General features: G+C 69.3%; 11 protein-coding genes and 1 riboswitch. Of the genes, 5 read left to right on the top strand and 6 right to left on the bottom strand.

Annotated elements, in window-relative coordinates:
• The first annotated feature begins 94 nt into the window (after window positions 1-94).
• Window positions 95-352 carry a WhiB family transcriptional regulator gene (locus RV986_RS17575; RefSeq protein ID WP_006380970.1) on the top strand — a complete coding sequence of 86 codons (258 nt, stop codon included), beginning with the start codon at window positions 95-97 and terminating at the stop codon, window positions 350-352.
• 161 nt (window positions 353-513) lie between these two features.
• Here the strand turns inward: RV986_RS17575 and RV986_RS17580 are convergent, their stop codons facing one another.
• Together RV986_RS17580 and RV986_RS17585 are read right to left on the bottom strand one after the other, a co-directional pair.
• Window positions 514-1,980, bottom strand: a complete 1,467-nt coding sequence (locus tag RV986_RS17580) for a sensor histidine kinase (protein WP_475924313.1) — start codon at window positions 1,978-1,980, stop codon at window positions 514-516.
• Between the two features lie 448 nt (window positions 1,981-2,428).
• On the bottom strand, window positions 2,429-3,502 hold the full coding sequence (locus RV986_RS17585; protein WP_475918305.1) for an SIS domain-containing protein: 1,074 nt from the start codon (window positions 3,500-3,502) through the stop codon (window positions 2,429-2,431).
• 430 nt (window positions 3,503-3,932) lie between these two features.
• Between RV986_RS17585 and nagB the strand changes: the two genes are divergently transcribed.
• Complete coding sequence (nagB, locus tag RV986_RS17590; protein WP_475924314.1) at window positions 3,933-4,718, top strand: glucosamine-6-phosphate deaminase; 786 nt, start codon at window positions 3,933-3,935, stop codon at window positions 4,716-4,718.
• A 156-nt stretch (window positions 4,719-4,874) separates the two neighbouring features.
• Here the strand turns inward: nagB and RV986_RS17595 are convergent, their stop codons facing one another.
• The 4 genes from RV986_RS17595 to RV986_RS17610 all read right to left on the bottom strand — a co-directional run bounded on the left by RV986_RS17595 (window position 4,875) and on the right by RV986_RS17610 (window position 10,366).
• Entirely contained in the window at window positions 4,875-6,482 is a 1,608-nt protein-coding gene (locus tag RV986_RS17595; RefSeq protein WP_475918306.1) for a glycoside hydrolase family 3 protein, read from the bottom strand.
• A gap of 9 nt (window positions 6,483-6,491) precedes the next feature.
• The gene (locus RV986_RS17600) at window positions 6,492-7,340 is read right to left on the bottom strand and encodes a carbohydrate ABC transporter permease (RefSeq protein ID WP_475918307.1); all 849 of its coding nucleotides are present in this window, start codon (window positions 7,338-7,340) and stop codon (window positions 6,492-6,494) included.
• Entirely contained in the window at window positions 7,337-8,326 is a 990-nt protein-coding gene (locus RV986_RS17605) for a carbohydrate ABC transporter permease (protein WP_475918308.1), read from the bottom strand. The genes RV986_RS17600 and RV986_RS17605 overlap by 4 nt, the downstream gene beginning before the upstream one ends.
• 753 nt (window positions 8,327-9,079) lie before the next feature.
• Entirely contained in the window at window positions 9,080-10,366 is a 1,287-nt protein-coding gene (locus RV986_RS17610; protein ID WP_475918309.1) for an extracellular solute-binding protein, read from the bottom strand.
• A gap of 460 nt (window positions 10,367-10,826) precedes the next feature.
• On the opposite strand from RV986_RS17610, the gene RV986_RS17615 reads away from it, so the two are divergent.
• The 3 genes from RV986_RS17615 (at window position 10,827) to mctP (ending at window position 13,842) form a co-directional block, all read left to right on the top strand.
• The gene (locus RV986_RS17615; protein WP_382260691.1) at window positions 10,827-11,591 is read left to right on the top strand and encodes a GntR family transcriptional regulator; all 765 of its coding nucleotides are present in this window, start codon (window positions 10,827-10,829) and stop codon (window positions 11,589-11,591) included.
• 350 nt (window positions 11,592-11,941) lie between these two features.
• Window positions 11,942-12,238: a DUF3311 domain-containing protein gene (locus RV986_RS17620; protein ID WP_475918310.1), complete on the top strand. Its 297-nt coding sequence runs from the start codon at window positions 11,942-11,944 to the stop codon at window positions 12,236-12,238.
• Window positions 12,235-13,842: a monocarboxylate uptake permease MctP gene (gene mctP, locus RV986_RS17625; RefSeq protein WP_475918311.1), complete on the top strand. Its 1,608-nt coding sequence runs from the start codon at window positions 12,235-12,237 to the stop codon at window positions 13,840-13,842. Before RV986_RS17620 ends, mctP begins: the two co-directional genes overlap by 4 nt.
• A 225-nt stretch (window positions 13,843-14,067) precedes the next feature.
• A riboswitch (cobalamin riboswitch) is annotated at window positions 14,068-14,206 on the top strand.

Genomic DNA, 14,206 nt, shown 5'->3' on the forward strand with positions numbered 1-14,206 from the left:
AGCCTGGCAGTCGGCCCTTCACTTGTTGAGGGATTCGTGAAAGCGTTCACATTCACAAGCAACGTGCATGTAATACCAAGGAGAGGTAGCAGCCATGGACTGGCGTCACAACGCCGTTTGCCGCGAGGAAGACCCCGAGCTCTTCTTCCCCATCGGCAACACCGGTCCTGCGCTGCTGCAGATCGAGGAAGCCAAGGCCGTCTGCCGCCGCTGCCCCGTCATGGAGCAGTGCCTGCAGTGGGCGCTTGAGTCCGGCCAGGACTCAGGCGTCTGGGGTGGCCTCAGCGAGGACGAGCGCCGTGCAATGAAGCGTCGCGCCGCCCGCAACCGGGCCCGTCAGGCCACCGCCTGACACCCCACCCCGCAACGAGCCTGAGCCCGGCGGCGCGTACAGCGAGTACGCATCTCCCGCCCCCGAGCCGCAGCGCGCAGTACCCCCGATGCGCATAGTGGCCCCGGACCTTCTGGTCCGGGGCCACTGTCATGCACGACCTGCGGGTGCGTCAGATACTCCTACTTGTTCGCCCGTACCGGAATGTCCAGGATGACCCGCGTACCGCGCTCCGGCGCCGCCACCATGTCGAACGTGCCCCCCAACTCGCCTTCCACCAGGGTCCGTACGATCTGCAGACCGAGGTTGCCCGAGCGGTGCGGGTCGAAGCCCTCCGGGAGTCCGACCCCGTCGTCCTGGACGGTGACCAGCAGACGGGCCTCCTTGCTGGTGCCGCCACGGACCGCCGAGACCTCGACCGTGCCCCGGTCGCCCTCGCGGAAGCCGTGCTCCAGCGCGTTCTGCAGGATTTCGGTGAGGACCATGGAGAGCGGGGTGGCGACCTCGGCGTCCAATATGCCGAAGCGGCCGGTGCGGCGCCCGGTCACCTTGCCCGGCGAGATCTCGGCGACCATGGCGAGCACCCGGTCGGCGATCTCGTCGAACTCCACCCGCTCATCCAGGTTCTGAGACAGCGTCTCATGCACGATCGCGATCGAACCGACCCGCCGTACGGCCTCCTCCAGTGCCTCCCTGCCGCGCTCCGACTCGATGCGCCTGGCCTGCAGCCGCAGCAGCGCCGCCACCGTCTGGAGGTTGTTCTTGACCCGGTGGTGGATCTCCCGGATGGTCGCGTCCTTGGTGATCAACTCGCGCTCACGGCGTCGCAGTTCGGTGACATCGCGCAGGAGGACGAGTGAACCGACGCGGGTGCCCTTCGGCTTGAGCGGGATCGCGCGCAGCTGGATCACCCCGTCGCCGCTCTCGATCTCGAACTCCCGGGGCGCCCATCCACTGGCGACCTTGGACAGCGCCTCGTCCACCGGGCCGCGGGACGGGGCGAGTTCCGCGGTGGTCACGCCGAGGTGGTGGCCCACCAGGTCGGAGGCGAGGCCGAGGCGGTGGTACGCGGACAGCGCGTTCGGGGAGGCGTACTGGACGATGCCGTCGGCGTCGAGGCGGATCAGTCCGTCGCCCACCCGCGGGGAGGCGTCCATGTCGACCTGCTGGCCGGAGAACGGGAAGGAGCCGGCGGCGATCATCTGGGCGAGGTCGGAGGCGCTCTGGAGATACGTCAGCTCCAGCCGGCTCGGGGTGCGCACGGTGAGGAGATTGGTGTTGCGGGCGATGACCCCGAGGACACGCCCCTCCCGCCGTACCGGAATGGACTCGACCCGTACCGGAACCTCCTCCCGCCACTCGGGGTCGCCCTCGCGCACGATCCGGCCCTCGTCGAGCGCGGCGTCCAGCAGAGGGCGGCGCCCGCGCGGGACGAGGTGGCCGACCATGTCGTCCTGATACGAGGTGGGCCCGGTGTTGGGCCGCATCTGCGCCACGGAGACATACCGGGTGCCGTCGCGCGTGGGAACCCACAGGACGAGGTCGGCGAAGGAGAGGTCGGAGAGCAACTGCCACTCCGAGACCAGCAGATGCAGCCACTCCAGGTCGGAGGTACCGAGAGCGGTGTGCTGGCGTACGAGGTCGTTCATGGAGGGCACATGTGCGAGCGTACCTGGGAGTTTGGTCCCGGCTCGAAAACACCCGCGGGCCGCGGCGCCTGGGAGGGACCCTCAACCCTCCCGGCACCGCAGCCCGGAGCAGCAACGGCCACGGGGTGTGCGGTCCCGATCGGCCGAAGGAGAGGAGCCGGAGCAGTCAGGGCAGAGAGCGCCGGTTCCTCGGTCCGCCTTCCTGTGCGGGGAAGGCGGAGGCTTGTTCGAATCAACGCCGTGGTCGATTCAATGCTGTGCACGAACATCGTGGAACACGAACATTGTGGACTAGACCACGTGTCACGTCCATGTGCTGTCGGATGTTTGTTGTTGTCTCTTTATCGAACTTCCCACAGCATCCACCATGCAGACTAGCCCGCTTCGGCCCCCCGTGGGGGCCGGATCGGCTCATGAGTGGGGTCGATTCGGGGCACTCGTGCGTCGGTCAGCGGGTCTCCGTCACCTTCGCCAGGGCGCGCGGCGCGTCCGGGTCCTGGCCACGGGCGATGGTGACCTCGTAGGCCAGAAGTTGCAGCGGAAGGATCTCCAGGATCGGCTGGAGCTCCTCGGCCACGCCGTCGGTGGGCAGCACGAACCCGGCCGAGGCCTGTTCGACCTGGGCCCGGGGGCCGATGACGACGAGGTCGGCGCCGCGCCCGCGCAGCCGGTCGAGCACGGGCTGGAGCGCCTCGCCGCCCCTGCCGTCGGTGACCACCGCGATGACCGGGGAGATGTTGTCGACCATGGCGAGGGGTCCGTGCAGGAGGTCGGCACCGGAGTAGGAGAGGGCGGGGATGTAGCTCGTCTCCATCAGCTTCAGGGCCGCTTCCTTGGCGGTGGGGTAGCCGTAGCCGCGCGAGGTGATCACCATGCGCTCGGCGAAGCGGTAGCGGGAGGCGAGGGTCCGGATCTCGTCCTGACGGGTGAGGAGGTCCGCGGCGAGATCGGGCAGCACCTTGGCGGCGGCGCCGTCGCCGCCGCGCAGCCCTTCGACGAAGAGATAGAGGGTGAGGAGGGAGGCCGTATAGGTCTTGGTGGCGGGCAGGGCCTTCTCGGGCCCGGCCATGATGTCGAGGTGGTACTCGGAGACGGCGGCCAGCGGCGAGTCCGGGTTGTTGGTCACCGCGAGCGTGATCGCACCGGCCTCACGGGCGGCCCGGGTCGAGGCGACCAGGTCCGGTGAGCCGCCGGACTGGCTGACGGTGATGACGAGGACGTCGGTGAGATCGGGCTGCGCCCCGTACGCCGTGGTCGTCGACATCGAGGTGAGCCCGCACGGCAGGCCCAACCGGATCTCCAGCAGGTACTTCGCGTACAGGGCGGCGTTGTCGGAGGTGCCGCGGGCGGTGAGCAGCACGAAACGGGGCCCCCGGGCCGAGACCTGCCGGGCCACTTCCTGAATGCGCGGCATGCCGGTCTCGATGATCCGTCGCAGCACGGCGGGCTGTTCGGCCATCTCCCGCGCCATGATCCGGCCCGGGCGGTCGTCGGTCCGGGGGTCCGGAGTGGGGCCGGTCATGGAGCCTCCTGAGGACGTGCCGGTCGTGAGCGTCGACCGTGGGCCGGTGCGGTGTGGTGTGTTCAGCATCTCATCGCCGCTGGGGACGGGTTTGCCGGGTGTGCCGTTGCTCCGGGAAGCGGCCCGCCGTCACGGGGGCGCCGGTGGCGTGAGTTCATCGAGGAGCGCTCCCGGGCCGGTCGGGGAGAGGCGGCTCAGTGGGGCTCCCTCACGGTGCGCGTGCACGGGATGGCGCCCGAACGGACGATGGCCCGGCTGTCGGCGCTGAAGCCGAAGTCGTACAGTCGCGCGCAGTTGTCGAAGGGTGGGGCCGAAGGGCGGCAGAGGGCTGCCGAGGGACCGGAGACCGGGCACCTTTGCTAGATTGGTCTACACCACACTCGTCTCCTTCGGTTTCCGGCGAGCCCCTCTCCAGATCGGCAGGCCCAGCGTGGAAGTTGTCATCGTTCCGGACGCCGAGACGGGCGGCGAGCTCATCGCCGAGGCCATGGCGGAGCTGCTCCGGCGCAAGCCCGGCGCCCTGCTCGGCGTGGCCACCGGCTCGACCCCGCTGCCCATCTACCAGGCGCTGGCGGCGAAGGTGCGCTCCGGTGCCGTGGACGCCTCGCGGGCGCGGATCGCGCAGCTCGACGAGTATGTGGGGCTGCCGGCCGAGCACCCCGAGTCGTACCGTTCGGTGCTGCGACGGGAGGTCCTCGAACCGCTGGGGCTGGGCATGGCCGCGTTCATGGGACCGGACGGCACCGCCGAGGACATAACGGCCGCCTGCGAGGCGTACGACGAGGCGCTGGCCGAGGCCGGCGGGGTCGACCTCCAGCTGCTGGGGATCGGGACGGACGGGCACATCGGGTTCAACGAGCCGTGCTCCTCGCTGGCCTCGCGCACCCGGATCAAGACCCTCACCGAGCAGACCCGGGTCGACAACGCGCGGTTCTTCGAGGGCGACATCGAGCAGGTGCCGCATCACGTCCTCACGCAGGGCATCGGGACGATTCTGGAGGCACGGCACCTGGTGCTGCTCGCGACCGGCGAGGGCAAGGCGGACGCGGTCGCCGCGACCGTGGAGGGACCGGTGGCCGCGGTGTGCCCGGCCTCCGCGCTGCAGCTCCACCGGCACGCGACCGTCGTCGTCGACGAGGCCGCCGCGTCCAGGCTGAAGCTCGCGGACTACTTCCGGCACACCTTCGCCGACAAGCCGGACTGGCAGGGCATTTAGCCGCCGCGACAGGGAACGAACGACTCCGCCGAAAGCGATCTTCGGCCTCGACGTGCGCGGCCGCCGAGCCTCATGGCCCCGCACGAGGAGTCCGTGACGCGCGTGCCGAGGCGCCGGATCCCCGACGGATCCGGCGCCTTCACCCGTACGGGGCTCCTACTCCCCCGCGTCGGCCTTCCCCGCGTCGGCCTTCCCCTCGCTGACCTGCGGCTCGCCGGCCTGCGGCTCGTCGGCCTCGCCCGCGATGACCTCCGCCGCTGCGCGGCCGCAGACGCGGGCCGCGCCGTGCGTCGCGATGTGCGGGGCGCCCCGGGGTGCGGCCTGGGGTACTCCCATCTCGACCACGATCGTGTCGGGCCGTTCCCGCAGCAGTGTGTCGAGGGCCGTCGCCATCCAGGGGTGCCGGTGTTCGTCGCGGACGACGGCGACGACACGGCGGGTGCCCGCGGCGGCCAGGGCCCTCGTCCCCGCGTCCTCCCCCGTGAAGCTGCCCGTCTCCGTGCCGGGCAGCAGGCGGGCCAGCTCCGCGGCCACGCCCCAGGGGGTCTCGTCGCCGACGGCGACGTTCGCCACCGGGGTGAAGGCGGCGACGTACGGGGGTTCGGTCACCGGCTCGTACGGCTCCGCGTACGTCACCGTCAGCGCGCGCCGGGCGGCGACGAGTCCCACGTCGGTCCGCTCGCGCTCCACCTCGGTCCCCGGCCGGCCCGCGTCCGGGTGAGCGGCGGACGCCGCCGCGGTCCAGCGGGCCAGTGCCCGTACCCGCTCCGCCGCGTCCGCGAGCCGCTCCTCGGGGAGTTCCCCGGTGCGCACCGCCATGACGAGGGCGTCGCACAGGCGCCGTACCGTCTCCTCGTCCGCGAGGCCGCCGCCCACGCAGATCGCGTCCGCGCCGGCCGCGATGGCGAGGACGCTGCCCCGCTCGATGCCGTACGTGGCGGCGATGGCCCGCATCTCCATGCCGTCGGTGACGATGAGGCCGTCGTAGCCGAGTTCCTCGCGGAGCAGACCGGTGAGGACGCGCCGGGAGAGGGTGGCCGGGTGGTCCGGGTCCAGGGCCGGCACCAGGATGTGCGCGCTCATCACGGCACGGGTGCCCGCGGCGATCGCGGCCCGGAACGGGGCGAGTTCGCGGTTCTGGAGGACCTGCAGACCGGCGTCGATGCGTGGCAGCGCGTGGTGCGAGTCGACCGCCGTGTCGCCGTGTCCGGGGAAGTGCTTGGTGCAGGCCGCGACGCCCGCCGACTGCAGGCCGGTGACATAGGCGGCGGTGTGCCGGGCCACCAGGTCGGTGTCGGCGCCGAAGGACCGTACGCCGATGACCGGGTTCCTGGGATTGGAATTCACGTCCGCGGACGGGGCCCAGTTGAGGTTCACCCCGCAGGCCGCGAGGCGCCGGCCGAGCGCCGAGGCCACCTCCCGGGTCAGGTCCACGTCGTCCACCGCGCCCAGCGCGTGGTTGCCGGGGTAGGAGGAGCCGGTGTGGACCTCCAGGCGGGTGACGTCGCCGCCCTCCTCGTCGATGGCGACCAGGAGGTCGTCGCGCTCCGCGCGCAACTGGGCGGTCAGGGCCGCCAGTTGTGGGGGCGAGGTGATGTTGCGGCCGAACAGGCCGACGGAGGCGAGCCCTTCTCCGAGGCGGCGCAGCAGCCAGTCGGGGGCCGTCGTTCCCGTGAAGCCGGGCTGCAGGACGGTGAGCGCGTCGCGCGTCAGACCGTCGTTCCCTGAAGGGGAGGCTGTCGTACCACTGGCGAGTGTCGTCATCGGGTGGCGTTATCCCTTCACGGCGCCCGCGGTCAGTCCCGCGGCCATCTTGCGCTGGACAAAGAGGAAGAGGACGACGATCGGCACGGCCATCATCGTGGAACCGGCCATCATCGGGGCGTACTCGGTGCCGTGCTTGGTGGTGAAGTTGCCGAGCCAGACGGTGGCGGTCTGATGCTTCTGGCTCATGAGCATCAGGGCGTAGATGTATTCGTTCCAGGCCTGGATGAACGCGTACACCGAGGTGGCGACCATGCCGGGGGCGAGGAGCGGGAAGACCACCCGGATGAAGGCGCCCGTGCGCGAGCAGCCGTCGACCATGGCCGCCTCCTCCAGCTCCTTCGGGATGTTGACGATGAAGCCTCGCAGCGTCCACACGGTGAAGGGGAGGACGAAGGTCAGATACGTGATGATCAGGCCGGACAGCTTGTCGTACTGATCCAGGTCGTTCAGCAGCAGAAAGACCGGGATGATCATGGCGACCAGCGGGACCATCTGGACCGCCAGGATGCCGACGATCACGATCTTGCGGCCGCGGAAGGCGAACCGGGAGATGGCGAGCGCCGCGAGCATGCCGACCACCACGCCGATCACGACCACCGTCAGGGACACGACGAGGCTGCGGCCGACCGAGCCCCAGAAGTCCGCGATGTCCAGCGCGCGGCGGAAGTTGTCGAGTGTGATCCCGGTGGGGAACAGGCTCGGATCCGGGTCGATGGCGTCCTTGGCCGGCTTGAACGCCGTGTTCAGCATCCAGTAGACCGGGAAGCCCACGGTGACGAGGACGAGGAGACCGAGGAGGTTCCAGCCGAGCCTGGGCTTCCCGCGGCGCCGGCCGGCCGTGGCGACGGTGCTCATTCGACCTCTCCGATCTTCAGCATCTGACGCATATACACGGCGACCACGCCCAGCAGCAACAGCACGGTCAGCAGGGCGATCGCCGAACCCTGCGCGTAGTCGTTGACGACGAAGGCACGGTCGTAGGAGTAGGTGGTGAGGAGCTGGAACTCCGCCTCCGGGTGGCCGCCCCGCATCACGAAGACCTGCGGGAAGACGCCCATGTCCCAGATGACGGAGAGCGTCGTGAGCATCACGAGGATGGGCTTGAGGATCGGGAGCGTGACGTAGCGGAAGACGCCCCACGCGCCCGCGCCGTCCAGCCGGGCCGCCTCCTCCAGTTCGCTCGGCACCTGGGTCAGCCCCGCGCTGAGCGTGATGACCACGAACGGCACCGCGCCCCACACCACCAGGAGCATGATCACGGCCAGTCCCTGGGGACCGCTGGCGAACCAGTTGTGGCCGACCATGTCGACGCCGGGCAGCTTGCTCAGCAGCGCGTTGAAGACTCCGTAGTCGGAGTCGAAGAGCCACTTGAAGACGGTGGTGGCCACGACGATGGGCATGCCCCAGCCGGCCACGAGCGCGACGTTGATCAGCGTCTTCATCCAGCCCGAGACGCGCTGGAGGAGCAGCGCGATCAGCATGCCGAGGACGATCGTGAAGACGACGGACCCGGCGGCGAAGACGATCGTGCGGACGACGACCGTCCAGAACTCGCTGTCGCCCAGCACCTTGCCGAAGTTGTCGAAGCCGACCGACTCGGCCGGCTGGAAGCCCCAGAGCTGGGACTGCCCGAACTTCTGGAAGGAGAGGGTGACCAGCCGGACCAGGGGATAGCCCATGACCAGCGCGAGGATCAGCAGACAGGGGGCGAGCAGGGTCCACGGGACGGCGGCGCCACCGGAAACCCGCCTGCTCCTTGGTCGTCGCTGCGGCGCGGGCGGTGGCGGTGCCTGCCGCGGTGGCGGCACCTTGGCGGGGGTGGTCGTGTCTGCGGCACTCATCGCGCGCTCCTCAGCGATCCCTCAGGTCGTACGCGGGGCAAGCCCCACACGGTCGTACACCGGCAAAACCCACTCGGGCCGTACACGTCCCGGACCTCACACGGCCGTACGCGGCTCGGGTCCCGCACGGCCGAACACGTCCGGGGGCCCGCGCCGTCGTACCGCCCCCGGACCCCGCACGGCCGAACCCAGGACCGGTCCCACACGGCCGAACACGGTCGAAACCCCGCACGGCCGTACCGGCCCAGGCCCCGCACGGCCGTACGCGGCTCGGGTCCCGCAGGGCCGAACACGGGGGCCCGCACGGTCCTCCGGGCGGAAGCCACCCGGACCGTACGCGGTCGGTCCTCGCGCGATCGGTCGTGCACGGGACGCGCAGGCCCGGTCCTGCGCGACCCCGACCCGGCCCGGGTCACGCACGGCCCGAACCGGGCACGGGATCGGTTCCGACCCAGAGCCACCCTGGTCGTAGACCGGCGAAACTCTCCCGGGTCGTACGTGGTCCGGGCCCGCCCGGGTCGCACCCGGCCCCAGAAGACACCCCCGAGATCACCCCCGAGATCACCTCGGAAGCCCCTGGACGCACCCGGCCGTACCCGGTCGTAACCGGCCGTACCCGAAAACTCCCGGGTGTACCAGGAAGTAACAGGACACGCACCTCGGACGTACCCAGAAGCACCAGGACGCACCTCGGACACACCCTGCTGGCACCCCGGACCCACCCCCGAGCCCCACAGGACCCCGCGCTTCAGGTCACTTGGTGTTGATGACCTTGTCGATCGCGGCATCCGCTTCCTTCGCGGCGGCCTCCACCGACTTCTTGCCGGTGCCGATGTCCTGCAGCATGGTCTGCAGGACCTGGGCCTTCTCGACCTGGCCCCAGCCCGGCGCCATCGGCACGAACCAGCTGGACTCGGCCGCGGTGGCCGGGACGACGGTCGCCGGGTCGTTCTTGAGCGTGGCGAGGTCGGTCTTGTTGTTGGGCAGGTTGCCCTTGGCCATCAGGCCCTTCTGGCCCGCGGGGCCCGTGAAGGCGTTGATCCACTCGGCGGCGAGGGCCTGCGCCTTGGACTTCGTCGGGACGACGAGGTCGGAACCGCCGAGGAAGACGGGGATGTTCTTGCCGGACGGGCCGGGCATCACGAAGTTCTCCAGGTTGCCCTTGAGCTTCCCGGTCTTGTCGGTCTCCGGGGCCTCGGCGGTCGCGCCCTCCCAGGCGGCGCCGAAGATCATGGCGGACTTGCCCTGGGCGTAGACGATGTACCGGTCGGCCTCGTCCTTGGTCTTGTCGCCGTGCATGTACTTGTCGACGATGGCCTTCCAGTCGTCGAGCCCCTTCAGGGACTCGGGCGACGACAGGTTGGCCTTCCACTGACCGCCCTCGTCCTCGGCGATGGAGCCGCCGGCGTCGTAGACGAAGGACATCGCGGCGTACCAGTCACGGGTGGGCTGGTACCAGGCGCTGTACTTGCTCCCCTCCTTCTTCTGGATCTTGTCCAGGTCGGAGATGAGCTCCTTGTACGTCTTCGGGGGCGTCTTGATGCCGACCGAAGCCGCCACGTCCTTGCGCCAGTTACCGACGCGGCCACCGGCGTAGTACGGCACACCGTAGGTCTTGCCCTGGTAGGTGACGGAGGACTTGAGGCCGTCCAGCCAGTCCGCCGAGTTCTCGAACTTCGACGCGTCCACGGGGGCGAAGGCGCCCTTGACCACGTAGCTGAGTATCTCGCTGTTGCCCATCTCGACCACGTCGGGGGCCTTGTCGGTGGCGAGGACCGCGTCGAGCTTGGCGTTCTTGTCCGGCCAGCCGTAGTACTCGTGGTTGATCTTGACGCCCGGGTGGGCCTTCTGCACCACCGCGTCGGCGGCCTTGACCAGTTCCGGCCAGTTGTTCTGCGCGTCCACCGTGAGCCAGACGGTCAGCGCCTTGGCATCCGCGCCGTTGTCCGAGCCCCCGGACTTGTTGTCACTGTCCCCGCATGCCGCGATGGAGACCATCATGCCCGCGATACCGATCGCGGCTGCCAGCTTCCGCTTCACGCCACCCTCCTCAGGGATGCCATAAACCCCCCTGCCCACCGCGGTGACACATGCCGAAGCGTTGCCGAGTACGGCCCGTGGGACTGGGACTGGACCAATGGTGTAGACCAGTACGGGGAGCTTGGCCTAGACCTAGAGGGGTGTCAAGGGTGTGTAAGCCCGGCCGACCGTCCGTTATGGGACCTACATATGCAAGGATCTTTAAGTAGGTAAGTGGCATAAACAACAGGACCGTTCATGCACCACGGCCGCCCCGCCCCACACCTCTCCCCGCCGCCGATCCGTGCCGCCGATCCGGCTCTTCTGCGCGCGGTGGACTAGACCAACAGGTAGACCAACGGTATATAGAGGGGATCACGGAGCATGCGGGGGGACACTCGCACACAAAGCCGTGCCACGATGTGAGCCGTGACCGACGGGATGTCGGTCGCTTCGGCACCCGGAGCCGGGAAGGCAGAGCATGAGCACCGACGTCAGCAGTGCGGAGAACGAGGGTGGGGCCCCCATCCGTACCGCGCGCGTGCCCAAGTACTACCGCCTCAAGAAGCATCTGCTCGACATGACGGAGACACTGCCGCCCGGTACACCGGTACCGCCCGAGCGCACGCTCGCCGCCGAGTTCGACACCTCGCGCACGACCGTGCGCCAGGCCCTCCAGGAACTGGTCGTCGAGGGCCGCCTCGAACGCATCCAGGGCAAGGGCACCTTCGTCGCCAAGCCCAAGGTCTCCCAGGCGCTCCAACTCACCTCGTACACCGAGGACATGCGCGCCCAGGGTCTGGAGCCCACCTCGCAGCTCCTGGACATCGGCTACATCACCGCCGACGACACCCTCGCCGAGCTGCTCGACATCTCGGCCGGCGGCCGGGTGCTGCGCATCGAACGCCTGCGCCTCGCGAGCGGCGAGCCGATGGCGATCGAGACGACCCATCTGTCCGCGAAGCGCTTCCCGGCGCTGCGCCGCAGTCTCGTGAAGTACACCTCGCTCTACACCGCGCTCGCCGAGGTGTACGACATCCATCTCGCGGAGGCCGAGGAGACCATCGAGACCTCGCTGGCCACCCCGCGCGAGGCCGGCCTGCTCGGCACCGACGTCGGCCTGCCGATGCTGATGCTCTCCCGGCACTCGCTGGACCGGCAGGGCGAACCGGTGGAGTGGGTGCGGTCGGTGTACCGGGGCGACCGGTACAAGTTCGTGGCCCGGCTCAAGCGCCCGCAGGAGTAACAGGAGCAAGAGGCCACGGGCGCCCGCAGCCGTAACAGGCCACGAGCGCCCGCAGGAGCAGCGCGCCACGAACCTCTGCGGGAGCTGCCGGCCCAGGGCACCTGTAGGCACCTGCAAACACCCGCGCAAGCAGCGAGCCCGAGGCGCCTGCGGCTCCCGCGAGCCCGGCGCCCGCGGGAGCCGCAGGCCACAAGTACCGGTGGGAATCGGCCACTTGCGTCGGCGCGCCGGGTACGTCCGCGCGCCCCGTCCCGGATCGAGATGCGGACGAGGGGTTCCGTTTGCCTGACACCGTCGCCTAGATTGCCTGCGCATTGCACAGGTGACCAGCCAGGAGACGGAGCCGCCGTATGTCAGACGCGCCTGAACCGAAACCGCCGGCGGCGAAAGCGCCGCTGGTGACACCGCTCCGCGCAGTGATCGCCGTGTGCCTGCTGGCACCCTTCGTCGCGATGCTGTGGGTCGGCTCCTACGCCAAACCGGACCCCGCCTTCATCGGCATCCCGTTCTTCTACTGGTACCAGATGCTGTGGGTGCTCATATCCACGGTGCTCACGATGACCGCGTACAAGCTGTGGCAGATCGACCAGCGGGCCCAGCGCTCCCGGTCCGACCGCGCTTCCGCCGAGGGGGGTGCCGGAGCATGAACGACGGTGTGAACGGCGTCGCACTCGGCGTCTTCATCTTCTTCTTCCTGGCCGTCACGGTCATGGGCTTCCTGGCCGCGCGCTGGCGCCGGGCCGACGACGAGCACAGCCTCGACGAGTGGGGCCTGGGCGGGCGGTCGTTCGGCACCTGGATCACCTGGTTCCTGCTCGGCGGCGACCTCTACACGGCGTACACCTTCGTCGCCGTACCGGCGGCGATCTACGCGGCGGGTGCGGCCGGCTTCTTCGCCGTTCCGTACACGATCATCGTCTACCCGCTGATCTTCACCTTCCTCCCCCGCCTGTGGTCGGTCTCCCACAAGCACGGATATGTGACGACCTCGGACTTCGTACGCGGCCGCTTCGGCTCCAAGGGTCTGTCCCTCGCCGTGGCCGTGACCGGCATCCTCGCCACCATGCCGTACATCGCGCTCCAGCTGGTCGGCATCCAAGCCGTCCTCGACGTGATGGGCGTGGGCGGCGGCGACGACACGAACTGGTTCGTCAAGGACCTCCCGCTGCTCATCGCGTTCGGCGTACTGGCCGCGTACACCTACTCCTCGGGGCTGCGGGCCCCCGCCATGATCGCATTCGTGAAGGACACCCTGATCTACATCGTGATCGCGGTGGCCATCATCTACATCCCGATCAAGCTGGGCGGCTTCGACGAGATCTTCAAGGCGGCCGGCGACAAGTACACGGCGGCGGGCGCGGGCGGGCTCGTCCCCGCCGAAGCGGGCCAGTGGACGTACGCCACTCTCGCCCTGGGCTCCGCGCTCGCGCTGTTCATGTACCCGCACTCGATCACGGCGACGCTGTCCAGCCGCAGCCGTGAGGTGATCCGCCGCAACACCACGATCCTCCCCCTGTACTCCCTGATGCTGGGCCTGCTGGCGCTGCTCGGCTTCATGGCGATCGCCGCCGGGGTGAAGGTCACCAACGGCCAGCTCGCCATCCCGCAGCTCTTCGAGAACATGTTCCCGGACTGGTTCGCGGGGGTGGCCTTCGCGGCGATCGGCATCGGCGCGCTCGTGCCCGCGGCGATCATGTCCATCGCGGCCGCGAACCTCTTCACCCGCAACATCTACAAGGACTTCATCAAACCGGACGCGACCCCGCAGCAGGAGACCAGGGTCTCCAAGCTGGTGTCGCTGCTGGTGAAGGTGGGCGCGCTGGTCTTCGTCCTGACGATGGACAAGACGGTCGCGATCAACTTCCAGCTGCTCGGCGGCATCTGGATCCTGCAGACCTTCCCGGCGCTGGTCGGCGGCCTGTTCACCCGCTGGTTCCACCGTTGGGCGCTGCTCGCGGGCTGGGCGGTCGGCATGCTGTACGGCACGCTCGCCGCGTACGGGGTCGCCTCGCCGACCCAGAAGCACTTCGGCGGCAGCTCGAAGGAGATCCCCGGCATCGGGGAGATCGGTTACATCGGTCTGACGGCATTCGTCCTGAACGCCGTGGTGACCGTCGTCCTCACCTTCGCCCTGCGCGCCTTCAAGGTCGTCGACGGCATCGACGAGACGTCTCCGGAGGACTACACGGCGGACTCGGGCGAACCCGGGGTCGAGGTGGAGCTCCCACCCGCCACGGCCCCGACCCACTGACCACGCGGAACCACAGGGGCGGCGGGGGTTCACCACCCCCGCCGCCCCCTGCGCGTCCCGTGCCTCGGCCGCGTCGCTCTCTTCACCCAATCCCTTTCCGCACCCAATCGCTCTCCTCGCCCAATCGCTCTCCTCGCCCAATCACTCTCCTCACCTAGAAGTTGACGCTCTGAAACCGACGCGACACAACATCTGGGGGTGCCACCGCAGCCCGACACAAGATGTATGCTCATGCTCGCTGTCGCCGCAGGGGAATCCGGTGCGAATCCGGAACTGTCCCGCAACGGTGTACTTATACGTGTTCGCGCATGCGCGGGCACGTATTCGCGTCAGTCCGAGGACCTGCCGACAGTGCGCCCGGCCG

The sequence above is a fragment of the Streptomyces sp. RLA012 genome (genome assembly GCF_056270325.1).